The sequence below is a fragment of the Ruminococcus sp. FC2018 genome (genome assembly GCF_000621805.1).
In the GTDB taxonomy this organism is placed as follows: domain Bacteria; phylum Bacillota; class Clostridia; order Oscillospirales; family Ruminococcaceae; genus Hominimerdicola.
This window is the reverse complement of sequence record NZ_JHXH01000009.1, coordinates 23,947-49,372: the sequence shown is the minus strand read 5'-3', so window position 1 is coordinate 49,372 and position 25,426 is coordinate 23,947. Positions and strand designations below refer to the sequence as shown.

The 25,426-nt window shown below is 46.8% G+C and carries 29 protein-coding genes and 1 other annotated feature; of the genes, 25 read left to right on the top strand and 4 right to left on the bottom strand.

Going from position 1 to position 25,426, the window contains the following annotated elements:
• Positions 1-54 precede the first annotated feature (54 nt).
• From thiI to T494_RS0107455, 10 genes are all read left to right on the top strand, one after another.
• Positions 55-1,230, top strand: coding sequence for a tRNA uracil 4-sulfurtransferase ThiI (thiI, locus tag T494_RS0107500; protein WP_028505767.1), 1,176 nt, complete (start codon positions 55-57; stop codon positions 1,228-1,230).
• 317 nt (positions 1,231-1,547) lie between these two features.
• Complete coding sequence (locus tag T494_RS0107495; RefSeq protein ID WP_028505766.1) at positions 1,548-2,084, top strand: CinA family protein; 537 nt, start codon at positions 1,548-1,550, stop codon at positions 2,082-2,084.
• Between the two features lie 5 nt (positions 2,085-2,089).
• A complete protein-coding gene (locus T494_RS0107490; protein WP_028505765.1) occupies positions 2,090-3,145 on the top strand; it encodes a class B sortase in 1,056 nt (351 codons plus the stop codon).
• Positions 3,146-3,223: 78 nt separating this feature from the next.
• On the top strand, positions 3,224-4,093 hold the full coding sequence (locus tag T494_RS13855) for a cell wall hydrolase (protein WP_051540210.1): 870 nt from the start codon (positions 3,224-3,226) through the stop codon (positions 4,091-4,093).
• Between the two features lie 187 nt (positions 4,094-4,280).
• Complete coding sequence (locus T494_RS0107480; protein WP_028505764.1) at positions 4,281-5,189, top strand: zinc ribbon domain-containing protein; 909 nt, start codon at positions 4,281-4,283, stop codon at positions 5,187-5,189.
• A 79-nt stretch (positions 5,190-5,268) separates the two neighbouring features.
• The gene (locus T494_RS0107475; RefSeq protein ID WP_051540208.1) at positions 5,269-5,868 is read left to right on the top strand and encodes a Maf family protein; all 600 of its coding nucleotides are present in this window, start codon (positions 5,269-5,271) and stop codon (positions 5,866-5,868) included.
• Between the two features lie 92 nt (positions 5,869-5,960).
• The gene (locus T494_RS0107470; RefSeq protein ID WP_028505762.1) at positions 5,961-6,863 is read left to right on the top strand and encodes a GDSL-type esterase/lipase family protein; all 903 of its coding nucleotides are present in this window, start codon (positions 5,961-5,963) and stop codon (positions 6,861-6,863) included.
• 26 nt (positions 6,864-6,889) lie between these two features.
• Positions 6,890-7,426, top strand: coding sequence for a DUF4358 domain-containing protein (locus T494_RS13430; protein ID WP_051540206.1), 537 nt, complete (start codon positions 6,890-6,892; stop codon positions 7,424-7,426).
• Positions 7,427-7,531: 105 nt separating this feature from the next.
• Entirely contained in the window at positions 7,532-8,947 is a 1,416-nt protein-coding gene (locus T494_RS0107460) for an MBOAT family protein (RefSeq protein WP_028505761.1), read from the top strand.
• A gap of 12 nt (positions 8,948-8,959) precedes the next feature.
• Positions 8,960-10,108, top strand: a complete 1,149-nt coding sequence (locus tag T494_RS0107455; protein ID WP_028505760.1) for a DHHW family protein — start codon at positions 8,960-8,962, stop codon at positions 10,106-10,108.
• A 47-nt stretch (positions 10,109-10,155) separates the two neighbouring features.
• Here T494_RS0107455 and tyrS read toward each other — a convergent pair whose 3' ends face one another.
• The 4 genes from tyrS to T494_RS0107435 form a co-directional block, all read right to left on the bottom strand.
• Complete coding sequence (tyrS, locus tag T494_RS0107450; RefSeq protein WP_028505759.1) at positions 10,156-11,373, bottom strand: tyrosine--tRNA ligase; 1,218 nt, start codon at positions 11,371-11,373, stop codon at positions 10,156-10,158.
• 17 nt (positions 11,374-11,390) lie between these two features.
• Complete coding sequence (locus T494_RS0107445; RefSeq protein ID WP_028505758.1) at positions 11,391-11,867, bottom strand: hypothetical protein; 477 nt, start codon at positions 11,865-11,867, stop codon at positions 11,391-11,393.
• 9 nt (positions 11,868-11,876) lie between these two features.
• Positions 11,877-12,353: a pyridoxamine 5'-phosphate oxidase family protein gene (locus T494_RS0107440; protein ID WP_028505757.1), complete on the bottom strand. Its 477-nt coding sequence runs from the start codon at positions 12,351-12,353 to the stop codon at positions 11,877-11,879.
• Between the two features lie 54 nt (positions 12,354-12,407).
• Positions 12,408-12,642: a binding site (T-box leader), on the bottom strand.
• Between the two features lie 49 nt (positions 12,643-12,691).
• On the bottom strand, positions 12,692-13,228 hold the full coding sequence (locus tag T494_RS0107435; protein ID WP_037344257.1) for a flavin reductase: 537 nt from the start codon (positions 13,226-13,228) through the stop codon (positions 12,692-12,694).
• Positions 13,229-13,556: 328 nt separating this feature from the next.
• Between T494_RS0107435 and T494_RS0107430 the strand changes: the two genes are divergently transcribed.
• From T494_RS0107430 to argF, 15 genes are all read left to right on the top strand, one after another.
• On the top strand, positions 13,557-14,786 hold the full coding sequence (locus T494_RS0107430; protein WP_028505755.1) for an argininosuccinate synthase: 1,230 nt from the start codon (positions 13,557-13,559) through the stop codon (positions 14,784-14,786).
• A 72-nt stretch (positions 14,787-14,858) separates the two neighbouring features.
• Positions 14,859-15,293, top strand: coding sequence for a pentapeptide repeat-containing protein (locus tag T494_RS0107425; RefSeq protein ID WP_028505754.1), 435 nt, complete (start codon positions 14,859-14,861; stop codon positions 15,291-15,293).
• A gap of 152 nt (positions 15,294-15,445) precedes the next feature.
• Positions 15,446-16,828: an argininosuccinate lyase gene (gene argH / locus T494_RS0107420; RefSeq protein WP_028505753.1), complete on the top strand. Its 1,383-nt coding sequence runs from the start codon at positions 15,446-15,448 to the stop codon at positions 16,826-16,828.
• The gene (locus T494_RS0107415; protein WP_155984063.1) at positions 16,815-17,270 is read left to right on the top strand and encodes a hypothetical protein; all 456 of its coding nucleotides are present in this window, start codon (positions 16,815-16,817) and stop codon (positions 17,268-17,270) included. Before argH ends, T494_RS0107415 begins: the two co-directional genes overlap by 14 nt.
• Before the next feature lie 13 nt (positions 17,271-17,283).
• On the top strand, positions 17,284-18,231 hold the full coding sequence (gene argC, locus T494_RS0107410; protein ID WP_028505751.1) for an N-acetyl-gamma-glutamyl-phosphate reductase: 948 nt from the start codon (positions 17,284-17,286) through the stop codon (positions 18,229-18,231).
• A 116-nt stretch (positions 18,232-18,347) separates the two neighbouring features.
• Positions 18,348-18,791, top strand: a complete 444-nt coding sequence (locus tag T494_RS0107405) for a GNAT family N-acetyltransferase (protein ID WP_155984062.1) — start codon at positions 18,348-18,350, stop codon at positions 18,789-18,791.
• Between the two features lie 125 nt (positions 18,792-18,916).
• Positions 18,917-19,441, top strand: a complete 525-nt coding sequence (locus T494_RS0107400) for a hypothetical protein (RefSeq protein WP_028505749.1) — start codon at positions 18,917-18,919, stop codon at positions 19,439-19,441.
• Positions 19,405-19,569: a hypothetical protein gene (locus tag T494_RS14150; protein WP_155984061.1), complete on the top strand. Its 165-nt coding sequence runs from the start codon at positions 19,405-19,407 to the stop codon at positions 19,567-19,569. The genes T494_RS0107400 and T494_RS14150 overlap by 37 nt, the downstream gene beginning before the upstream one ends.
• Positions 19,570-19,589: 20 nt before the next feature.
• Positions 19,590-20,882, top strand: coding sequence for a bifunctional glutamate N-acetyltransferase/amino-acid acetyltransferase ArgJ (gene argJ / locus T494_RS0107395; RefSeq protein WP_037344254.1), 1,293 nt, complete (start codon positions 19,590-19,592; stop codon positions 20,880-20,882).
• Positions 20,883-20,937: 55 nt separating this feature from the next.
• Positions 20,938-21,096, top strand: a complete 159-nt coding sequence (locus T494_RS14145; RefSeq protein WP_155984060.1) for a hypothetical protein — start codon at positions 20,938-20,940, stop codon at positions 21,094-21,096.
• A 30-nt stretch (positions 21,097-21,126) separates the two neighbouring features.
• Complete coding sequence (locus T494_RS0107385; protein WP_028505747.1) at positions 21,127-21,999, top strand: hypothetical protein; 873 nt, start codon at positions 21,127-21,129, stop codon at positions 21,997-21,999.
• Between the two features lie 5 nt (positions 22,000-22,004).
• Positions 22,005-22,862, top strand: coding sequence for an acetylglutamate kinase (gene argB / locus T494_RS0107380; RefSeq protein WP_028505746.1), 858 nt, complete (start codon positions 22,005-22,007; stop codon positions 22,860-22,862).
• Positions 22,863-22,874: 12 nt separating this feature from the next.
• Positions 22,875-23,138 (top strand): hypothetical protein, encoded by a 264-nt coding sequence (locus T494_RS0107375; protein WP_028505745.1) that lies wholly within the window; start codon positions 22,875-22,877, stop codon positions 23,136-23,138.
• A gap of 25 nt (positions 23,139-23,163) precedes the next feature.
• Positions 23,164-24,348 (top strand): acetylornithine/succinylornithine family transaminase, encoded by a 1,185-nt coding sequence (locus tag T494_RS0107370; protein WP_028505744.1) that lies wholly within the window; start codon positions 23,164-23,166, stop codon positions 24,346-24,348.
• Positions 24,349-24,361: 13 nt separating this feature from the next.
• Positions 24,362-25,270: an ornithine carbamoyltransferase gene (gene argF, locus T494_RS0107365; RefSeq protein ID WP_028505743.1), complete on the top strand. Its 909-nt coding sequence runs from the start codon at positions 24,362-24,364 to the stop codon at positions 25,268-25,270.
• The last annotated feature ends 156 nt before the right edge of the window (positions 25,271-25,426 follow it).

Genomic DNA, 25,426 nt, shown 5'->3' with positions numbered 1-25,426 from the left:
TTCGCCGGCAAGGTATTATTGCGGCAAAAGCGAGTAAGGAAAGGATAAATGAAGATGAAAGAGATAATACTTTGCAAATACGGCGAGATCGCCCTCAAAGGACTTAACAAAAGTACCTTTGAATCAATGATGATGAAAAGCATTCGCCGCAGACTTAAAAAATTCGGTGAGATAAATATTACAAGGGCACAGTCCACCGTTTACGTTGAACCCGTTGACGAGAATATCGACGTGGATGAGGTGGTGGACAGGCTCTCAAAGATATTTGGCATTATCAAGCTCTGCCGCTGCTGCGTGGTGGAAAAAACCATGGATGCCATACTCAACGACTCAATAGAATACATACGTGAGGATATGGAAGCTGCAAGGACTTTCAAGGTCGATGCAAAGCGAAGCGACAAGAAATTCCCCTTCAAAAGCCCCGACATTTGCAACGAGCTGGGCGGGAAGCTTCTGGAAACATTCCCTCACCTGAGCGTTGACGTTCACAAGCCTGATGTGACCGTTACTGTGGAGGTACGTGAAAAATACGCTTTTATCCATGCAGGAAAGCTTGACGGTGCAGGAGGTATACCTGTGGGGTCAAGCGGTAAGGCAATGCTGCTGCTTTCCGGAGGTATCGACTCCCCTGTGGCAGGATATATGATGTCAAAGCGAGGTGCGGTCATAGATGCTATCCATTTTGAGGCACCGCCCTACACCTCGGAAAGAGCAAAGCAAAAGGTGGAAAAGCTCGCCAAGAAAATGACGGAATACTGCGGAGATATTGCTTTTTACTGCGTACCCTTCACCGAGATACAGGAGACCTTGCGTGACAAATGCCCCGAGGAGCTTTTCACGATCCTTATGCGCCGCCTGATGATGGAGATCGCCCAGCGTATCGCCGCAAGAGAGGGCTGTCAGGCTCTTATTACAGGAGAAAGCCTGGGGCAGGTGGCAAGCCAGACTATGTATGCCATGGTGTGCACCGATGCCGTTTGCAGGATCCCTGTGTTCAGACCATGCGTTGGTCTTGACAAGACCGAGATAATAGACATTTCACGCAAAATAGATACTTTTGAGACTTCAATACTCCCTTACGAGGACTGCTGTACCGTGTTTACTCCAAAGCACCCAAAAACACGTCCGGAGCTTGGAGCTGTGGAAGCTGCGCAGGCTCGGGTGGACTGGGAAGAGCTTATACAAAAGGCTGTCGGGCAGACTACCTGCAAAATGATAAAGCTTGACTGAGGCAACACAAAAACGGTGGCAGTACCTATGTGCTGTTACCGTTTTTTAATTATTTATACAGTTTTTTGGACAGTTGGCACAAATCATATATCACATCCCCATACAGACGTCAAAGGAAACATGTGGTTTTACGTCGATTTTTGCGTTTGTGTACAGTTGCCCCGGGGAAGCTTGCGCCCGGAATTTATTACAATTCCGTAACAAGATATGTAAAACAAACTCGGTGCTTATTGTTTAAAATATACTTATTTTAATATTGAGTTTAAAAAATACCGGTTTTTTATGTGCAAAACCGAAGAAATGGAGGGCAATCAACTGTGGAAATTCGTAAATATGACAAATCGGTTACGAAAACTATTGACACCCCTTGGGAGGATGTTGTAAAATATCTTATAGATAAGGGTATAACTATATCCACGGCAGAAAGCTGCACCGGAGGAATGATAAGTCAGATGATAACCTCCGTGGCAGGTGCATCGGATATATTCCCCGGAGGTATATGCACTTACAGCGAACAGATAAAGCAAAAGACCCTGGGTGTGAAAAAACAGACCCTTGAAATGTATACCGTTTATTCCCCACAGGTGGCAAGCGAAATGAGCCTGGGAGCACAAAAGCTGTTCGGGACACAGGCGGCTGTGGGCGTTACCGGCATCGCAGGTCCCGGCGGCGTGGGTGATAAGCCTGCCGGCACGGTGTATGTAAGTGTTCGCTTGGCGGACAAAGAATTAGTCAGAGACCTTAAAGTGTATGAGCTTGTTAAAGATCCTGACAGAGAGACAGTAAGAAGGATATCCTCACAGCTGGCTCTGGAAATGGTATTTGAGCTTTGCACAAGTTCAGGATTAGGATAAAAGCAATGGCTGAAACAGAAACAAAAAACGTTTTTAAACGTGCAAGGGATTATTTTATCCCCAAAAAGGGCGACAGCAGAGACGATGTTATCAGAAAGGTAGTATTTCTGTTCTCTGTGGTGGTTTTCATTGTCTCTGTGGTACAGCTGGGTCTTTTTCTCAAAGACAAAGGCAAAGAGGAAAACTATCAGCAGGAGATAATGTCCTATGCCCCGCAGCTGAATGATATGCCTGCTGCGGCAAAGGACGACAGTTCCAGTCAGGCACAGCCTCAGCAGCCCGCTGCACCTCAGCCGCAGCCTGCGGTGAGAGAGCTCCAGGACTGGGGAAAGAAGCTTGTGGAAAAGAACAAGGACGTTGTAGGCTGGCTCAGTATCCCTTCCCACAAGGACAGCAAGGGAAACCTTTACATAAATGCCCCTGTAGTCAAGGGCAAGGACAACAGCGAATATCTTTACATTAACCTTGACAGGAAGTACAGCATTTCCGGCACACTGTTCGCCGATTACGGCTGCACCATTGAAAAGGACAAACAGTCCGGAAACATTACTATCTACGGTCACCATATGGGCTACATGGGAACCGCATTCACTCACCTTCACGAGTACAAACAGGGTGTGGACTTCCTCAAAAACAACCCGGTGATACAGTTCAACAGCATCTATGACGGTACCAACCAGAAATATGCTGTTGTGGGATGCTTTATATCAAACATAACCCCCGCTTCCGACAACGGTACGATATTTAACTACTGGACAGTGAGAGATTTCACCGACAAGGGGACCAATTTCAAGGACTGGATAGAAAATGTGAAAAAGCGTTCCTGGTACTCATCAGACATAAACTGCACAGACAAGGATGAGTATATCACACTTTCAACCTGCTCAAACGAATGCTTCGGAGTAAGGTGGGTCATAGTCGGCAAAAAGCTTACTGCAAACGACGATCTGAACGCTATCACATCTTCATACAAGGCAAAACCCGAAAAAGACATCTACTTCCCTGCTGTATGGACAAACAAGTTCGGCAACAAGAAAGTATACAAGGGCTGGGATTTCTGACAGGCGAACAAGCCACCGGGAAGGTGTTTTGATATACACAGGCGGGTCCATACCGCCGGAAAGGTATTGTGATAAAAAATGAAAACCAACGATAAGGGCAGCACTAAGCCCTCGGTAAAGAAAAACAGAGTAAGCTTTCTTGTAACAATGGCAGCTGCGCTGGCACTTACAATAGGAGCTGCAAGCTATTTTGCATTTTCCGGCAGCGACATAAAGACCTCTGACGATCAGAATGTGACACAGCAAAGCTCTCAGTCACAGACCGGTGCAACAACTGCAACTGCGGGCGGTGACAAGGATACATATACTATCAGCACATTTGTCAGCTGGAGAAAAGCAGGTATCGGTGAATACGAGGTAGCTTCGGCAAAGCAGACTACGACCACTACGACCACAACTACCACCACTACAACTACCACAACTACCGCTGCTGCAACCACAACTGCAAAGCCGGTTGCTACAACTACAAAACAGACAACTGCTAAGCCTGTAACTACCACCAGAAGAGCAGCCGTGACCACTACCACGCCTGCACCAAAGACGGTATATAACTCCTCCACCATAAAGTACACTCAGGAAGACTTCGACATGATGTGCTATGTGGTCCAGGCAGAGGTAGGCAACTGCCCCGAGGCCTACAAGATAGCTGTGGCAAACGTTATCATCAACAGAGTAAAATCTCCTAAATTCAGCTATGCAAACTCCATAAAGGCTGTACTTACAGCTTCCAACCAGTTTACATCCATAAGCAACTATTACAACAAGTACAAAGTGCCCAACCAGAGCACCATAAACTGCTGCAAGAGGGCTCTTGCAGGAGAGGATAACACCAACGGTGCGGTGTACTTCTATACCCCTGGATATGTGGGCGCATCGGTTGCAGCCTGGTTTGAATCCATGCAGCTTTGCATTGCCTGGCCAAATGCAAGATTCTTTAAGCCGTGGTAAAAGCCCGGTATGTGTAATGTGACTGTATAAACAGTGTAAAATTGTTTAAAATGCTGAAAAGTCAAGGCGTATGTTTACTATGTCTTGACTTTTTTATTTGCTGTGTTTACAATAAAATGTGTATATGCAGTTAAGCTGTATACATAATATATTGCGTGATTTAACGCAAGATAATGAGGTGAACCATATGGGAATATTCTCAAACGTCAGCCCCCAGGAAAAGGCTGTAAATGACCAGATCCAGATGACACACAACCAGATCAATGAGCTTTACATGGACATAGGAAGACATGTTAAGCTGAATTTAAAGGATAAGATCGACGATCAGTATATCCAGAACGCCTGCCGTAATATTGATGACTGCCTTGCAAGACTTCAGCAGCTCAACACAGATCTTAACGCTATCAAGGGCATCAAGCTTTGCACCAACTGCAATGCACAGATACCTATGGGCGTTACCTTCTGCCCTTCCTGCGGCACAAAACAGCCGGATATGCCTATGAACAATATGCCTATGGGCGGTATGAACCAGATGGGCGGATACGGCGCACCGATGGGTGCTCCTATGGGCGCTCCTATGGGTGTTCCCATGGGTGGACCGATGATGGGCGGCGCTCCTATGGGCGGATACCCACAGCACCAGAGCGCTCCATTTAATCCTGCCTCCGCAGGAAATTCTCCTGCAAACCCCAACAAGAACATGATGCCCGGCGGAAACGGCGGTTTCCAGCCGCCTCAGCAGCAGGCTGCGGTACCTCCAGTACCTCCTGTTCCCCCTGTACCACAGGTTGCTGACGCTGCAAACGGAGCATCTGCTCAGCAGGCTCCACAGGTGGATCCTCTGGCAGGTATCCCTTCCGTACCTCCGGTTCCGGAAAGAAAACAGGAGAACAAGCCTTTGGACGAAAATGTTGTTACCAACCAGACCCAACAGCCAAAGGTAGTTGAAGAGGTCAAGGAAGAAAAAACCGAAGCTCCCGTGATCCAGCCTGAAAAGACAGAGGCACCCACAGGTGAATTTATCTTCTGCTCACAGTGCGGACACAGGGAAAAAGCAGGCGTTGCTTTCTGCTCACAGTGCGGAAGCAAGCTCTGATGTGTAAAATAACAGCAGGCGGGATATTTCCGCCTGTTTTTGTTAAAGTGCAAAAATAAGTAAAGAAGGGAAATTTATAATGTCATTGACTGTAAGAGAAGAATTGAGAGAATACGATGTTATACTTGCCTCATCCTCACCCAGACGCAAGGAGCTTCTGAATCTGATATGTCCCACTTTTCGCATTATACCGCCCCAGTGTGAGGAAAAGCTTCCGCCGGAGCTTTCGGTGGACAAAGCGGCAGAGTATCTTTCCAACCTTAAATGCAAAAGCATAGCTGAGGTCTACGAAAACAGCCTGGTCATCGGCTGCGACACTATGGTCATCTGCGATAACGCTATTTATGGCAAGCCTGCCGACGAGGAGGATGCAAAAAGAATGCTGCGTGCCCTTTCGGGCAGGGAGCACAAGGTCATAAGCGGCGTGACAATAGCCTTCAAAAAGAAGTTCCTGTCGTTTTCCGTAAGCACCAAGGTCAAATTCCATACCCTTTCGGAAACTGATATTGAGTATTACTGCCGAAGCGGCGAGCCGATGGATAAGGCCGGCGCCTATGGCATACAGGGCTTGGGCTCTCTGCTTGTGGAAAGGATAGACGGGGAATACTACAATGTGGTCGGACTGCCCGTTTCTGAGATAGCCCAAAGGCTTGGCAGCTTTTTGGAAATATGTGAATAAAGTCGAAAAAATAGTCATTTGCTCTTGAAAAAGCTCACCTTTTGTGATATAATACTTTTGTGTGTAAAATTCATTAGTAAGGATAGAGATATATGATAGCGGATAAGGATAAAAGCCGCAAGCAAAGATCCCGTGTGCGTTTGCAGCAGAATATGGTTTCGCTGTGCTGCCTTTTATGCGTCGTTTTCGCTGTGGGCTGGGTAATACACTCGGCAGGAAAAAAAAGCGATCTTCTCACTTTTTCAGCTGACTCCCGGAGCCAGAGCAGCAGCGACTCAGTTCCTGCCACAGACAACTCTTCAAAAAGCGACAGCTCACAGGGTGACAGCCTTTCTCAGGCTGACAGCAGCCTTGCCGATCCATCTGCGCTCCAGCCGGAAGACCCGGATCCGAACACTCACCCTTATTCTCAGCCAAAGGACACAGAGGATGAGCTTGAAAACACTCTTTTCATAGGAGATTCAAGGACCGTGGGACTTTTCAATATCTGTGACAAGCCCAAGGCGACTTTCTACTGCGCTGTGGGACTGAACGTGCAGACAGTTTTCCAAACCCCGGCAGTTGCCCTTGACAACGGCAGCATGGGTACTGTGGAGCAGGCTCTGGCACAGGGTCACAAGTATTCAAGAGTATACATCAACTTCGGTACAAACGAAATGGGCTGGCCCTATTACGACAGCTTTGTGGAGCTTTACAAAAAACTTGTGGACACCATACGCAAATACAGCCCCGATGCAAAAATATACGTTGAATCAATACTCCCGGTGACTGCATCAAGAGATCAACAGGGAGATGCAATAAACAACAAGAATGTTCAGGCACTTAACGAGTACATCAAAAAGTTTGCCGCCGATAACAGCTGCACCTATCTGCAATGCGACAGGGCGGTCATGGGTCAGGACGGAAAACTTCCCGAGGAGGCAAGTCCGGACGGTGTACACCTTAACATTGATTATTGCAAGTATTGGTTGAACTATATAATAGATGAAACATGAGAATAGGAAAGGAAAGGTAAAATTCTATGAAAACAAAAAAGATAATCTGCACAGTTCTGGCTGCAACAATGCTGGCTGTAACAGCCTTCGCATCCTGCGGAGAAAGCTCAAGCTCGACTTCTGACGGCTCTTCAAAAAGCACCAGCACAACAGCTGTTGAAACAAAGGAAAAGACCGCCAAGGACCTTAATGCTATTGCAAACGGCGTGAAGGATACACTTGACGATGCTGTCAAGGGCACAATGACAGAGTACGACGAAAGCAGAATAGAAAAGATAATCGGCGTAAAGAAGGATCTTTATACCAAGGCTGTATGCCTGGTAGACGCTTCCGGTGCTTCCGCTCACGAGATCGACTGCTTTGAGGCAAAGGACGAAAATGCTGCAAAGGACATTGAATCCGCTCTCAAGACACGTATAGAGAACCAGAAGACAGCTTTCAAGGACTATGTTCCTGCCGAAATGGACAAGCTCAACGATCCTGTACTGGTAGTTGACGGAAATTATGTTTTCCTTTGCCTTACAAACAACAACAGCAAGGCTAAAGAGGTAATCGGCAAATAATCAATACTGCATTTTTATCGGTCATGCTCCGCCATTCCAAGTGGCGGAACATGGCTCGATTTCATGTATATGGCATTTTAACACAAAGGTACGGTGATAGATCGGATGCTTTTTTCAAGCATGGTATTCCTGTTTTTGTTTCTTCCGGTAGTCCTAATGCTGTATTACGCCTCCCCACGCAAGGTGCGAAACCTGATACTTTTTGTATTCAGCCTTGTGTTTTACGCATGGGGAGAACCGATATACGTATTTCTTATGATAGCGTCCACCATTGTGGCGTATATCACCGGACTTTTAGCGGACAAGACAAAACAAGGGCGAAAGCCGTGGGTCCCAAAGGTGTCGCTTATTGTGGCGATACTGTGGAACATGGGACTGCTTTTGTTCTTTAAGTACACAAACTTCTTCATTGAAAACGCAAATAACATTTTCGGTCTGAGCATAGAGAAAATGGGGCTTGTGATGCCTATAGGCATATCCTTTTACAGCTTCCAGACCCTTTCCTACGTTATCGATGTTTACAGAGGAGACGTAAAGGCTCAGAAAAACTATCTGACCCTTGGCACTTACGTTGCGCTTTTCCCACAGCTCATCGCCGGTCCTATAGTAAGATACAAGGACGTTGCCGAACAGATGGCAAAGCGCAAAGAGACCATCAGCAACTTCGCTCAGGGCGTTCACAGGTTTGCTATCGGACTTGGTAAAAAAGTCATCCTTGCCAACAGCATCGGTGCACTGTTTGACGCAATAAGCAACGCCCCACAGGATCAGATGTCGGTAACAGCCGCATGGATGGGGATAATCGCTTACACATTCCAGATATACTTTGACTTTTCCGGTTACTCGGATATGGCTATCGGTCTGGGCAAGATGTTCGGATTTGATTTTCTGGAAAACTTCAACTACCCCTACATCTCAAACTCTATCACAGAGTTCTGGAGAAGGTGGCATATGTCCCTTTCAAGCTGGTTCAGGGATTACGTCTATATCCCTCTGGGCGGCAACCGCAAGGGCAAGGTAAGACAGTGCGTCAACATCATGATAGTATGGTTCCTCACCGGCTTCTGGCACGGCGCAAACTGGAACTTTATGATCTGGGGAGTTTACTTTGGAGTGATCCTTCTTTGCGAAAAGCTTTTCCTGCTCAACGCACTAAAAAAGATACCTAAGTTTATCGGTCATATCTATGCGCTGATACTTATAGTCATCGGCTGGGGTATCTTTGCATTTGACGACTTCGGGAAGCTGTCGCAGAACTTTAAAAATATGTTCGGGCTGTCGGGAATAGACTTTGTAAACCACCAGACTTTAGTGTGGTTTGCAGGCTATGCAGTCACCTTCGTGATACTCATTTTCACATCCACTCCGCTTATCAGAAAGATAGGCGAAAAGCTGAAAAAGGCTGTCCCTGCGGTTTACAGCTGCGTTTTGCAGCCACTTATGGTCATGGCGATACTCCTTATCTCCACGGCATATCTTGCAGGTAATTCCTTTAACCCGTTCCTTTATTTCAGATTTTAGGAGGTGACTGTAATGAGCAAAAAAACGGAAAAAATATCGCAGATCATTATGGTCAGCATCTTTATAATCTTTATAATGGGATTCTGTGTGTGGACCTTCTTTACAAAGGACAGGCAGTTCTCGGAAATGGAGAACCGCAACCTGGCACAGTTTCCCGAGTTTTCCTGGAAACAGCTCAAAGACGGAAAGTTCACACAGGAGCTGGAGAGCTATATGTCCGACCAGCTTCCTTTCAAGGACTCGTTGGTCACACTTAAAACCGACACGGACAGACTGCTTATGCATAATCTGCAAAACGGTGTTTACTTCGGAAGCGACGGGTACTACCTGCAAAACTACAAGGAATTCCCGGTACAGGTAAATAAGAACATCGGTTATGTAAACGAGCTGGCAGGGCTTTGCAAGGGCACAGAGGTAGATTTCATGCTTGTGCCAAACAGCATAAGCGTTATGAGCGACAAGCTACCCTCGGTAAACAACACCGAAGATCAGCAGAAGACTATCGACAAGATAAAGTCGGGGCTTGACAAGAGCATAAAGTTCTACTGCCCTATGGACGAGCTGAAAAAGGCGGTGGCTGACGGCACTCAGACCTACTATAAGACCGACCACCACTGGACCTCTGACGGGGCAAGGGTCGCTTTTGACGGGTTTATGAAATTCCTGGGCGAGGACGAGCTGAAAGCGGAGTATGACGTCAAAGAGCTGAAGGATTTTATGGGTACCCTTTACTCAAAGGCTCCTTCTGCATTTTCTTCAAAGGACACCATGAAGCTTTATACCGACAAAAACAACAAGCTCACTGTAAAATACGTGGATCAGAACAAGACCACCGACACACTTTTTGACAGTTCCTTTGAGGACAAAAAGGACAAGTATTCCACCTTCCTTGGCGGCAACTTCCCTGTTGTTGAGATAAAGGCGGATAACGCACAGCAGGACAAAAAGGTGCTTATCCTCAAAGACAGCTACGCAAACTGTGCAATGCCTTATTTCACAAGTATGTATTCGGACGTAACGATGATGGATATGAGATATTATCATATGCAGAAGCTGACCGTTGCGGAATATGTAAAGCAAAACAACATTGACAAGGTGATACTGCTTTACAATGTGGATTTCTTCAACACCGACACCAACTTTGTGGAAATGACATTCTGACAAAAAAATATCCCCCGCATCTGCGGGGGACTTTTTTATGCCTGTTTTTATTTTGCAACTGCCTTGTGGAATACCTTTTTGCCCTTTTTGATGATAACTGCATCAGCCATATCTATCATCATCTTGGGGTCGGTGACCTTTTCATCGTTCACGCTGACACCGCCCTGTGTCACAAGTCTTCTTGCTTCGCCGTTTGACGGGCAGAGTCCGCACTTTACCAAAAGGGTAAGTATTCCCATCTTTCCCCCGTCAAGCTCAGTCTGGTCTATCTCGGTGGTAGGCATATCATCGCTGACACCGCCCTTTGCAAAGATAGCCTTTGCTGCATCGTCAGCCTTTTTAGCCTCTTCCTCGCCGTGTACAAGCTTTGTCAGCTCAAAAGCAAGCAGCTCCTTAGCCTTGTTCAGCTCTGCACCCTGCATTGTCTTTTCCATTTCCTCGATCTGCTCGATAGGAACAAAAGTCAGCAGCTTGAGGCACTTGATAACGTCGGCATCGTCAACGTTTCTCCAGTACTGATAGAAATCGTAAGGAGATGTCTTTTCAGGATCGAGCCATACTGCTCCGCCCACGGTCTTGCCCATTTTCTGACCCTCTGAATTGAGCAGCAGAGTAATTGTCATAGCGTGAGCATCCTTGCCCAGCTTCTTTCTGATAAGCTCCGTACCGCCCAGCATATTTGCCCACTGGTCATCGCCGCCGAACTGCATATTACAGCCGTATTTCTGATAGAGCATATAGAAGTCATAGGACTGCATTATCATATAGTTGAACTCAAGGAAGGTAAGACCTCTCTCCATACGCTGTTTGTAGCATTCAAAGGAAAGCATCTTGTTTACCGAGAAGCAGGCTCCCACCTCACGCAGAACATCAACATAGTTAAGATCCAGCAGCCAGTCGGCATTGTTCACCACCATAGCCTTGCCGTCGGAAAAGTCGATAAAGCGGCTCATCTGCTTTTTAAAGCAATCAACGTTATGCTGGATAGTTTCCTTTGTTAGCATTTTTCTCATGTCGCTTTTACCGGAAGGGTCTCCGATCATTCCCGTTCCGCCGCCGATAAGTGCAATAGGCTTGTTGCCTGCCATCTGAAGTCTTTTCATCAGGCAAAGCGCCATAAAGTGACCAACGTGAAGGCTGTCTGCGGTGGGGTCAAAGCCAATATAGAATGTGGCTTTGCCGTTGTCGATCATATTGCTGATCTCTTTTTCGTCTGTGACCTGAGCGATAAGCCCACGTCTTACAAGTTCTTCGTAACAAGTCATTTTCTTTTCCTCCATTTTTATTTGATCTGATTTTTATGCTGAAGATGTATTCCTATATGCCCGATGCCGAGAATAACAGTTGCTATCATCATCGGGATATTTTTTCCGTAAACGCCCAGCAGAAAAAACGCAAGCACCGGCAAAGTCGCTCCCGCCACAGGGATACCCAGTATTGCCGAGTACATATCCGCCATGGTCTTTTCGCTTCTGAAATAGCGTATCCAGTATATCTCATAGAGTATCATCAGGGCAAATGCCGCACCCAGGAAAATACTATGCTTTGTAAATCCGTGGATATTAAAATCACTGAATATAAGGCACAGGGTACTTACCAGCACCTCCCCTGTTCTTTCTAACAAAAGCAGGACTTTGTTCTCCTTATCGGCGTACTGTTCGTAGCCCTCAGGCTGATTTTTGCTCCAGATAATATTAGGTACAAAAAGCATTATCAGAAAAACAAGTCCCACATATGAAAATCCGAAATTCACAGCCATTCTCCCCTGCTATTTCTCATTGACGAGTTTTCCGGTCATATGCTCTATCTCGAGCTCCATGACAACAGTTGCTTTTGCGCATTTGCGGATCTCTTCATCAATATAGCTTTCATCATCTGTAAACTTGTAACTCAGCTGTCTGCAAAGCTCAACAGCTTTGTCAAAGTCCTCAACAATCCTTATCCGACCGAAAACCACAACACTCTTCACACTCAGCGCCCAGTCTCCGTCTTTCACGGATCCCTTGTCGTACACCGTGAAACATACCTTGTCGCAAGCCTTTACCGCATCAACTCGGTGCCCTGTCTTTCCTCCGTGAAAGTATATCTTTCCGTCGTCCTGGCTGTAATAATGATTTATCGGCACGCAGTAAGGATAACCGTCATCACCGGCCATTGCAAGAACGCCTCTGGTTTCCCTTTTCAAAAGATCGATACACTCCTGCCGGCTGATCGCCTGCTTTTGCCGTCTCATTTCTCTGAACAATCCATCACACCCTTTCAAGTGTATATAAAAAAGCCTCCGATAAGCCTTAGCCTATCAGAGGACGAATGAATCGTGGTACCACCTCGTTTTATCTGCCTTTCGCAAAGCAGACCTCAGAAGTTGACGCTGTCAACTCCGCCCTGTAACGGGGGCAAACCGCACCCGACTACATTGTCACCGGGTATACTCGGGGATGTATTCACCAACTGCCTGCGTACTCTCTTTCACCAGCCGAGAGCTCTCTGAACGCCCGGTACAGCCGCTTACTTGTTCCCGTCACCGCACTTCACATATTAAAGTTAATATAACACACACGCCTGTTTTTGTCAAGCAGGTCATTATTTTTTTACATATGCCGCAACTATTTCTCCGATATACTCGGTGTGGAAGCCGCCGTCATTGTACCAGGCATCTATCTGGGACTTATCGGTAAAGTACTCAGCTTTCATTGCCTGTGCATACAGCTTCTTGCAGACAAACGCTACGCTTGCCTGTTCAAAGACAGTGGAACCGTCGGTGAACACGGGAACAAGACCGGTCTCCTTTGCCTTGTCAAAATCCCTTCCGCTGTTTCCACCGCAGAACGCAAGTGCCTTTTTATACTCCTCTCCAAAAAAGCAAACGCTGAAATACTCGCTTTTGTCTATAAACTCTTTGGTATACCTCTGTGGACGTATAACTGCAGCTATTGCGTTTTTTCCCCACATGACCCCGGCAAATCCCCATGATGCCGTCATGGTGTTCCAACCCTTTTCGTCACCTGCCGTCACCAGCATCCAATCCTGTCCTATGCGCTTGAAAGGGTTGATATCCATAGACAGTATCTGCTCTCCGGAGAGCTTTTCAAATCCCAGTTCGTTCATTTTATCAGACATACGCTTTACCGCCTTTCTTTTTTATGATTATACACCAAAAAACTTGAAATTGCAAGCTTTTTACTGTTGCAATTTCGTTTGAAAAGTGGTATAATATTGTTAAGTTTACGGAGATATACGGTGCAGATATACGAAAATGTATATTTTAATGAATATTTCTCTTGAATATTCATTAAAATTGCAAAAATAATGTATATTTTTAAAAAATATTTGTATATCCCCTTGACAATACTTCATAAAGGTGTATAATATGCTTAACAACATATGATATGCACAGATGTTGTACGCTTGTGCACCTTACAATAACGAAAGACGGAGGAAATTTACTATGGCTAAGGAGATCAAAAAAGTAGTTCTGGCATATTCGGGAGGACTTGATACATCTATCATCATCCCGTGGCTCAAAGAGAACTATAACAACTGTGAAGTGATCGCTGTTTCAGGAGATGTGGGACAGGGCACCGAGCTTGACGGACTTGAGGAGAAGGCACTGAAAACAGGTGCTTCAAAGCTTTATATCGAGGATCTTACAGAGGAATTTATACAGGATTATGTGTTCCCCACCGTACAGGCAGGAGCAGTTTACGAGAACCAGTATCTGCTGGGCACATCCTTTGCAAGACCTATAATCGCAAAGAGAATAGCAGAGATTGCTATCAAGGAGGGCGCAGATGCTATCTGCCACGGCTGCACAGGAAAGGGCAACGATCAGGTCAGATTCGAGCTGGCTATCAAGGCATTCGCTCCTGACATGGAGATAATTGCTCCGTGGAGGATCTGGGACATCAAATCAAGAGATGAAGAGATCGACTATGCCGAGGCACACAATATTCCTCTGAAGATAAACAGAGAGACCAACTATTCCAAGGACAAGAACCTGTGGCACCTTTCACATGAAGGTCTGGATCTTGAAGATCCTGCAAACGAGCCGCAGTACGAAAAGCCGGGCTTCCTTGAGCTGGGCGTATCACCGATCATGGCTCCCGACAAGCCTACATATGTAACTATCCACTTTGAAAAGGGTATACCTACCGCTGTTGACGGAGTAGAGATGAACGGCAAGCAGCTTGTTGCTAAGCTCAACGAGCTGGGCGGTGCAAACGGCATCGGTCTTGCAGACCTGGTGGAAAACAGACTGGTGGGCATGAAGTCAAGAGGCGTTTATGAGACACCGGGCGGAGCTATTCTTTACAAGGCTCACGAGGTGCTGGAGACTATCACCCTTGACAAGGAAACCTCAAGAGTTAAGCAGTACCTGAGCATCAAGTTCGCAGACATCGTTTACAACGGTCAGTGGTTCACACCTCTGCGTGAGGCTATGAGCGCATTCGTTACAGAAACTCAGAAGACCGTTACAGGTGATGTTAAGCTGAAGCTCTACAAGGGCAACATGATAAATGCAGGTGTTACCTCGCCATACACCCTCTATGATGAGGAAGTTGCTACGTTTGACGAGGACAATGTATACAATCAGGCTGATTCCGCAGGATTTATCAATCTCTTTGGTCTGCCTATCAAGGTAAGAGCAAAGCTGGAGCAGAAAAGAAAGAACAAGTGATCCCATGGCATACGCCGCAGAAGGGACCGTTAAGCATATCTAACATTACTGATTTTTTAAGGAGGCTTTACCATGTCTGATGTTATAAATACTTTTGAACCCGCAATAGATAAGAAAGTGGAAATATCCTACGACAGTCTTCCGAACTCAACTTTTGAAGACGTTAACCTGGGAAGTGCTACCTTTGAGAACGTTAATCTCAAGGAAGCTACTTTCAGCGATGTGAATATGGACAACGCAAAGTTTGACGACGTTAATATGAGAGGCACAAGCTTTACGGATATTTATATGGTCGATTCCAAGTTCCTTGGGGTAAATCTGAGCAACACACGCTTCGGCTGTTCCATAATGAACAACGTTGAGTTCAAAAACCCGGATCTTAAAAACTCACAATTTATACACTGCGATCTTTCAAACGTTGAGATCACAGAATGTAAGATCGACGGGCTGAAGATAAACGGGATCGACATCTGCAAGCTTCTTGAACAGCACGAAAAAGAGCAGTAATGTCCGATCACAGGATGCCCGTTTTGAAAAAAAGATATCGGGCTTTCCATTGAGAATTTTCAGGGCAGGACAACTCTGCGAATGAGTTGTTTTGCCCGCTCGTTTTTTAGCCGGCACAGACAAACAAATAAAGTAAAAGGACGGTAAAGACAATGTCTCAGAAAATGTGGGCAGGAAGATTTACAAAAGAGGCGGATGAAAGGGTCAACGACTTCAACTCATCCATAAAATTCGATGCAAGGATGTACAGGCAGGACATAACCGGTTCAATAGCTCACGCTGTAATGCTTGGCGAGTGCGGAATTATTGAAAAGTCCGAAAGCGAAACTATCGTAAAAGGACTAAAGGAGATCCTCAGCGATATAGACAGCGGCAAGCTTCAGTTTGACCCCAATGCCGAGGATATACATATGTTTGTGGAGGCAGAGCTGACAAAAAGACTGGGTGACACCGGAAAGCGTCTGCACACTGCAAGATCCAGAAACGATCAAGTCGCCCTGGACGTAAGAATGACCCTTAAAGATGAAACAAGGGAGATCATCGCCCTGCTGAAAAAGCTCACACAGACGGTAACTGACATTGCCAAAAAGCACACCCTTACCATTATGCCCGGCTATACCCACCTCCAGAGGGCACAGCCAATAACTTTTGCCCACCACCTTATGGCATATGCAAATATGTTCGTAAGAGACCTGGGACGGCTGAAGGATGCCTACGACAGGACCGACACAATGCCTCTTGGCAGCGGTGCACTTGCCGGAACAACATATCCCATAGACAGACAGAGAGTATGCGACCTGCTGGGATTTGCACAGATAACTCAGAATTCCCTTGACGGCGTTTCGGACAGAGATTTCTGCTGTGAGCTGTGCTCGGCACTTTCCATTCTTATGATGCACCTTTCAAGGTTCTCCGAGGAGGTTATTCTCTGGTGCTCATGGGAATTCAAATTCGTGGAGCTTGACGATGCCTACGCAACAGGCTCTTCGATAATGCCCCAGAAAAAGAACCCTGACGTTACCGAGCTTATCCGTGGCAAAACAGGCAGAGTCTACGGCGACCTTATGACGCTTCTGACAATGATGAAAGGTATCCCCCTTGCGTACAACAAGGATATGCAGGAAGACAAGGAAGCAATATTTGACGCAATAGACACCGTTAAGCTTTGCTTGGTCACCTTTGACCCTATGCTGGCAACCATGAAAGTCCTTTCGGAAAATATGCGGATGGCTGCGGCAAAGGGCTTTATCAACGCCACAGACTGCGCAGATTATCTGGTTAAAAAGGGTATGCCTTTCAGAGATGCATATAAAATAACCGGAACACTGGTACACACCTGTATCGAAAAGGGCTGTACCCTGGAAACACTGGAGCTTGAGTGTTATAAGGAGCTGTGCGACAAGTTTGAAAGCGATGTGTTTGACGCTATAAACCTTGATACCTGCGTTATGCAAAGAAAAAGCGAAGGCGGTCCTGCTCCCGAGCGTGTAAAGGAACAGATAGAATATGTTGAAAAAGCCATTGAAAAATACTAAAGCCAAAGTACCACACAATGCCATTGAAAAAAGACCGGGCTTGTGGGCAGTGCTGTTTGTGCTGATATGGGCAGGGATATTCAATCTGCTGTATATGCTGGCGGACTACATTATCCCCTACGGGCTCACGGTGCTTTTGGGATTTATGCTGGTGTATCCCGTGTGTACATTTGTGCTGTGTTTCAAATTCGCAAAGCACAACGGTATCACCCCGGTAATGCCATTTGGCATAATACCCATAATTGCCGCTGAGTATGTCCTTATCCCCTCTGTGAGAGCGATAGTGCCGAATGTGCTGGTTGTCACAGGCTTTTGCATACTATTCGGCAGCGGCATGGGAAACATTTTTGCAGACAGGGAGCTGCTTGAAATGCGCAAAAAACAAAAGCGTGACAAAAAGCTCCATGAGGATAAAAAATACAAAAAGATCCTTGATGATTAGGAGAGAAAGTAAAATGAAAACAAAGGTTTTTATTGACGGAAAAGAAGGTACCACAGGTCTGAAGATATTTGAGCGTTTTGCAAAGCGTGATGACCTTGAGATACTGCTGATAGATGAGGACAAGCGCAAGGACAGCGCAGAAAGGGCAAAGCTTATCAACAGCTCGGACATAACATTTCTCTGTCTGCCCGACGCTGCCGCAAAAGAGGCTGTAAGCCTTTGCACAAATCCCGATGTGCGTATCATTGACGCTTCAACAGCTCACAGAACAAATCCCGACTGGGACTACGGCTTCCCGGAGCTGAGCGAGAAACACAGGGAGAATATCCGCAATTCAAAAAGAGTTGCTGTGCCCGGCTGCTATGCCAGCGGCTTTATCTCGCTGTGCTATCCCCTTGTGAAAGCGGGAGTTCTTCCGCAGGACTACCCTGTTACCTGCCATGCGGTGTCCGGTTACAGCGGCGGCGGAAAAAAGATGATAGCGGCTATCGAAAGCGAGGACAAGACGGAAGAAATGTGCTCCCCCCGCCAGTATGCCCTGGGTCAGACCCACAAGCATCTTCCCGAGATGCAGGCGGTCTGCGGTCTGAAATATCCGCCCATGTTCAATCCTATCGTTGACGATTACTTTGCGGGAATGGTGGTGACTCTGCCGCTGGTGAGCAGGTGTCTGACTAACAAATATTCCCCTGCAGATATACACGAGATAATGAGCGCACACTATGCAGGTCAGCACTTTGTGAAAGTAATGGAGCTTGGCGGAAAGGAAACTCTGGCTGACGGCTTTTTGCCTGCCAACACCCTTGCCGGGACAAACAATATGCAGATATTTGTCTGCGGAAATAACGAACAGATACTGCTTTGCTCAAGGCTTGACAACCTGGGAAAGGGTGCAAGCGGTGCGGCGGTGCAGTGCATGAACATTATGCTGGGTCTGGACGAGGCAACGGGACTGGAGTAAAAACATAATTGCTTTGTAGTAAAGATAGCCCGAAGGGGTATGGGGGCGACCGGAAAGCCCCCAAAACATAAAAACCGAGCAAGAGTTTTACGAACAAAAAATTCAGGGTAAACAAAATGATAGAATACAGAATAATGGATATATCCGATTATGAACAGGTTTACAAGCTGTGGCTGTCCTGTGCGGGAATGGGGCTGAATAATTTAGACGATTCAAAAGAGGGAATACAAAGGTTTCTGAACAGAAATCCCGATACCTGCTTTGTTGCACAGGATGACCACAAGATCGTCGGCGTGATAATCGCAGGCAGCGACGGAAGAAGAGGCTATATCTACCACACAGCAGTTGACCCTGAACACAGACATCAGGGAATTGCCACAAGGCTTGTAAACAAAGCTATGGGGGCATTGAAATCATTGGGCATCAACAAGACGGCTCTGGTCGTATTTTCAAAGAATACAGCCGGAAATGCTTTCTGGGAAAAAAGCGGTTTTACCTCACGGCAGGATCTGATATACAGGAACAAGACGATCACCGAAATGGTCAGGATAGACACTTAACATAACGAGATGATAAGGCGCAGATAACTGATCGATCGAACAGTACGGGGCGTACTGCGGCGAGGCGATGAGTTATGCGGTATACATAAAAAAGATGCTAAGATAACAAAACAGGAGGACAAAAATTGAAAAGCAGGCTTATGGCAGCAGTTATGTGCGTATGTATGCTGTTTGCATCGTGCGGTGAGTCTGAAAAGGGCGGCAGCGAGGGTGATGTATCATTCTCGCAGCAGAGTGAGAGCAATACTTCAAGCAGACAGGCAAGCGAGAGTGAGGCGGCTGACAATAGTGGTCGGCAAGTACTGACACTGGAGATAAACAACGATAAAAAGCCCGAGCTTACAAAGGTGGAGCTTTCGGGAAAGTGCAGCGGCGACATAGAGCGCAAGGCATCACTTTCGGAAAGCATGCACGTTCTTCACAACCGCGTGGTGGGGCTTATCGGCTCGCCGATAGAGGTGGAATATGACGGCGTTGACGATGGACAGATAGCTTTTTACTACAATAAAAGCGAGCTGCGCGGAGTTCCTGAAAAAAATCTGGTGCTGCTTTACTGCACAGCACCCAACGAGCCGTACAACACGGTGACGAGTGCAAAGCTTGACACGCAAAAGTGTGTGGTCTCGGCAGCGGTGCTGAAAATGAGCTGACGCTTGAAACGCAGTATCAGTGGCGAAAGGGAAGCGAGGGGATACACAGGGTGTATCTTGTAGCGCACGATGGAAACGGCTATGTGCGTGTGAGCAACATTATTGAATACGTTGGAACAGAACCATAAATATATTGAGGTGTTTTAAAATGAGCAAGGAAATCACTAAGGAGAAATTTGAAGGATTTGAATATATCGACTGGGGAATATGTGCGCCCCGAGGCTTCAAAGCTAACGGTCTGTACTGCGGCATAAAGGACCCCCATGCCGGAAACGACGGCAACGAAAGCCCTATAAGCAACACCAAAAACGACCTGTGCCTTGTGACAAGCGACAGAATGTGCAATGCGGCAGCGGTATTCACACAAAATAAAGTCAAAGGCGCACCTGTGACCGTGTCACAGAAAAACCTTTCTGCCACCGGTGGTAAAGCACAGGCGTTCATACTCAACTCAAAAAATGCCAACACCTGCAATGCCGACGGCGAGCAGAAGGCTTACAGGATGTGTGAGCTTGTGGCAGAAAGAATGAACATAAAACCCGAAGAAGTGCTTGTGGCACAGACAGGAGTTATCGGACAGATATTCCCCATCGAGCCTGTGGAAAGAAAGATAGACGAGCTTTTTTCAGGGCTGTCATATGACGGTAACGTTAAAGCTGCCACAGCGATAATGACCACAGACACCGTGAAAAAGGAAGTTGCCGTTGAGTTTGAAGTTGGCGGCAGAATATGCCGTATGGGCGCAATGGGCAAGGGCAGCGGAATGATACACCCCAACATGGCAACCACCCTTAACGTAGTCACAACTGACTGTGCAGTATCACCTGAGATGCTGAAAAAGGCTCTGGTGGAAAACGTTAAGATAACATACAACTGCCTTAGTGTTGACAGTGACCAGTCAACCAACGACACCCTTGCAGTAATGGCAAACGGACTTGCAGGCAACGATGAGATAACCACGGATGGCGAGGCTTTTGACAAGTTCAGAAAAGCTCTTTACATCGTGATGATGAACATTACAAAAATGCTGGCAAAGGACGGAGAGGGCGCAACAAAGCTCCTTGAATGTACCGTCAGCGGAGCAAAGGACCTTGACACAGCTATCGTTATTGCAAAGAGCGTTATCTGCTCTCCCCTTTTTAAGTGCGCTATGTTCGGCGCAGATGCAAACTGGGGACGTGTGCTTTGCGCCATAGGTTATGCAGATGCGGAATTTGATATAGATAAAGTTGACGTAAAGCTGCGCTCAAAAGCAGGCGAAGTGCACGTTTGCACCAACGGCGCAGGGGTTGAGTTCTCTGAGGAAACGGCAAAGAAAGTCCTTGTTGAGGATGAGATACAGATCCTTGTAAGCGTGGGTGACGGCGACGGCAAGGCAACTGCCTACGGCTGCGACCTGACATACGATTACGTTAAGATAAACGGAGATTACAGGAGCTGACGGGCGGTTCTCTTTCAGTTGGTAGACAAAAACGGAATATGATTTCAACAGGAAATTGTATAAGAACCGGCAGATCCTTCTTACCGGCAGCAGAGAACCTGTGCAGGGCTATGAGCTGAGTGATGAGGAAAAATCACAGGAAGAAGAGCTAAGAAAGAAACTACATAAAAGATATTATAAATACCGGGAGAGAATGAAGAAAAAACAAAATTAAAGAACAAAGGGAGAACAAGGGGAGAAAGCTATGTATTACAAGAATTACGGCATAAACGGCGAGCTTGAATTAAGATATAATTCACCCGTCAACACCATTGTTTCACGGGAGGAAAACCAGCGGATAATCAAGCTTTACAGAGCCTATCTGCTAAGCGGCGAAAGGATAATGTTCGAGTGCTCGGGAAAGGTGCCAAAGCAGAAAAAGAAGCATACAAAGATCCTGAAAAGATACTTTGACATAAAGTCTATTGTCACGCTTGTGATCGTTGTCATAGCGGCAGTAACTTTGTTTATAATGTGGCTCAACGACACCTCCAGAACTGCGCTTATTCTTATTGCACTGGCGTTTCCGTTTGTTTATACGACCGGTGTGCTGTTATACTGGCATTTTATAGACACCAGTCCTGACCTTGAAGCGATCGGAAAGATAAAATATCTTATAACCGACAAGCGGATAATCGCAAGGCATAGGGACGATGTGAACATAACGGATATAAACGATATAATCTACGTTATCCCGGAAAAGCGGGGACCAAAGATCGGAAATGTTATCTTCGCCACAAGCGAGCCTGAATACCCCGTTATCTTCGGCGGAGCGTATCAGCACTGCGGGATATATATGACAAGGGATTTTTCTCAGGCATTCCAGATCATCAGGACACTTATAATGGACAGAGATCTGAGGAACGAGTTTATAAGCGAAAACAGCTCCGGCTACGGCGAGATAAAAACTGCCGCTGCGCCCCAAAGGAAATACCAAAGGACCATCGTTACAGACTACGGCGAGGGGCTGCACAAACAAAAAACAGATGCACAGATGGACGAGCTTGAGCTTCCCGACCAGCTTACTATGGACGCTCTGCTTGCCACAGATGAAGAATATAAGGAAGATGGGGAGTAGGTAAAATGGAACTGAAAAACAATATGCGCTCGCAGGTGCTCATCGACGCATTGCCGTATATCCAGAAGTATCACGACAAGATCGTGGTTGTTAAATACGGCGGAAATGCAATGACCAACGACGAGCTTAAAGATGCAGTCATGAATGATATCGTGCTTCTGAGCATGGTAGGAATAAAGGTGGTGCTTGTCCATGGCGGCGGACCGGAGATAAATGCAATGCTCAAGCGTGTGGGCAAGGAAAGCAAATTCATCGGCGGGCTGCGCTACACCGACGAGGAAACTATCGACATAGTGAAAATGGTGCTTTGCGGCAAGGTCAACAAGGAGCTTGTCAGCGCACTTCAGATGCACGGCGGCAAAGCTCTTGGTCTTTGCGGCTGCGACGGACAGATGATAGTTGCCCAGAAGCTTATGGGCGAGGTAGACCTGGGATATGTGGGAGACATCAAAAAAATAACCACAAAGCCTATAATCGACGCTATAAATAACGGCTATGTGCCCATAATCTCCACCGTGGGTATCGGTGAAGACGGACACAGCTATAACATAAATGCAGACACCGCAGCTTCACGCATAGCTGCCTGTCTGAGAGCGGAAAACCTTATCCTTATGACCGACATCGTAGGTCTTTTAGAGGACAAGGACGACGATTCCACCCTTATCCCCACGGTCAACGTCAGCGAGGTGCCTTATCTGAAAAAGAAAGGCATCATCAGCGGCGGAATGATACCCAAGATAGACTGCTGTGTGGAGGCTGTCAGACGAGGCGTCAGAAAGACATCTATCATCGACGGCAGAATACCTCACTCCATACTTATCGAGCTGCTCACCAACGAGGGTATCGGCACACAGTTCATCTGATTTAATACGCATATGGACGAAAAAAGCAAAAAGACCGCCCTGACCGTCACAGCCATAGTCACCGCATTGTGCCTTGTGCTTGCGCTGGGACTTGGAGTTTTGTCACGGTGGGTGAATGTGAACAGCATTTTTTATTACATTCTTGCATACACTGCACTTATCTCCATGCTGACAGACAGCTGCATACGAAAAAAAGGCATGGCAAGATTCTTTATGGTGCTTATCTACGGCGTTTGCATAATGGTGGTAACGGTGCTTCTGATTTTTGTAAGATAAACGACATAAACGGAGGTAAAATAAAATGGATACGATAGAAAAATTCAACCGGCATGTTATGTCCACCTACGGACGACTGGACATCGTGCTTGATAAAGGGCAGCAGCAGACTGCCACCGCAGAGGACGGAAAACAGTACATAGATTTCGGCTCCGGTATCGGCACAAACAGCCTTGGCTACTGCGATAAGGACTGGGCAGATGCGGTCTGCGCACAGGTAAGAAGCATACAGCATACCTCAAATTATTACTATACAAAGGTACAGGCGGACTTTGCGGAAAAGCTTTGCAGCGCAACAGGCTACAGCAAGATATTCTTTGGCAACTCCGGCGCAGAGGCTAACGAGTGCGCTATCAAGCTTGCAAGAAAATACAGCTTTGACAAGTACGGCAAAGACGCACAGAGAAATATGATCATAACTCTGGTAAACTCGTTCCACGGCAGGACGCTGGCTACCCTTTCGGCAACGGGTCAGGAGGTTTTCCACAACTACTTTTTCCCGTTTCTTGAGGGCTTTGTAAACGTTGAGGCAAACAATATCGACGACCTTAAAGCAAAGCTGGAGGAGAACAAAGGCAGAGTGTGCGCCGTAATGTTCGAGTTCGTACAGGGCGAAGGCGGCGTTTGTCCTTTGACACAGGAGTTTGTTGACGCTATTTTTGAAGAATGTGCCAAGGACGATATCCTCACCATCGCCGATGAGGTGCAGACCGGCGTTGGCAGAACAGGTGCGGTTCTCACATCAAAGCTGTTCGGTGTCAAGCCAAACATTACTACCCTTGCAAAAGGTCTTGCAGGCGGTATCCCCATCGGTGCCTGCCTTGCAGACGAAAGCTGCTGCGACGTGCTTACAAAGAGCACCCACGGCTCCACTTTCGGCGGAAATCCCCTGGCTTGTGCCGGTGGAAATGTGGTTATCGGCAAGGTGAGTGACCCTGCGTTCATCAAGGAAATAAACCGCAAGGCAGAGCTTTTCAGAAGCGAGCTTGCAAAAATAGATGAGGTCGAAGGCGTTGACGGCATGGGACTTATGATAGGGGTGCGCCTGAAGACAAAGAAAGCCTCTGACATTCTTGCAAAGTGTGCAGACAAAGGGCTTTTGATACTTACGGCAAAGGAAAAGCTCAGATTCCTGCCGCCGCTTAACATTAGCGATGAAAACATCATAAAGGGAATGGAAATTCTAAAAGAGATTCTTGATGAAAAATAAGGAGGAAAACAAAATGAAGCATTTACTGAAATTACTTGATCTGTCCAAAGAGGAGATAATGGAGATCCTGAACCTTGCCGACCAGCTTAAATACGAGAACAAAAACGGCATCGAACACAAGATCCTCAAGGGCAAGACCCTGGGAATGATCTTCCAGAAGTCCTCCACCCGTACAAGAGTATCCTTTGAAACAGGTATGTACCAGCTGGGCGGACAGGCACTTTTTCTTTCCAACCGTGACCTTCAGATAGGCAGAGGCGAGCCTGTTCAGGACACCGCAAGGGTGCTTTCCCGCTACCTTGACGGAATTATGATCCGCACCTTCGAGCAGAAAGAAGTTGAAGATCTGGCAAACTACGGCTCTATCCCTATCATCAACGGTCTTACAGATTTCTGTCACCCTTGTCAGGTACTTGCCGACCTTATGACCATAAGAGAGTTCAAGGGTCGTTTTGAGGGCTTGAAGATGTGCTATATCGGTGACGGCAACAACATGGCAAACTCCCTTATCGTAGGCGGACTCAAAGTGGGAATGAGCGTTTCTATCGCCTGCCCCAAGGACTACCAGCCCGACCCGGAGGTGCTGGAGTTCACCAAGCAGTACGGCGATAAGTTCTTTATGACCGATGTGCCCCTTGAGGCAGCTAAGGACTCAGACGTTCTTTTCACAGACGTGTGGACATCAATGGGCGAAGAAGCGGAGACCGAAAAGCGCAAAATAGCCTTTGAGGGCTATCAGATAAACGATGAGATAATGGCTGTGGCTAAACCGGACGCTATGGTGCAGCACTGCCTGCCTGCACATCGTGAGGAGGAGATAACCGAGAAGGTGTTTGAAGCTCACGCAAATGAGATCTTTGAGGAGGCTGAAAACCGTCTCCACGCCCAGAAAGCTGTTATGGTCAAGGTAATGGGTGAATAATCAGTCGATGTATTATTGAGGGGAACTCTTTTGGAGAAGAGTTCCCCTCAAACTCCCCTCAGAAACCTTATATTGATTTTCGGCGGCTGGGAGCTTTGCTCCCGACCGCCGAAAATGATTAAGGGCACCGAGAGAGTTCAAGAGAAACACTTGTTC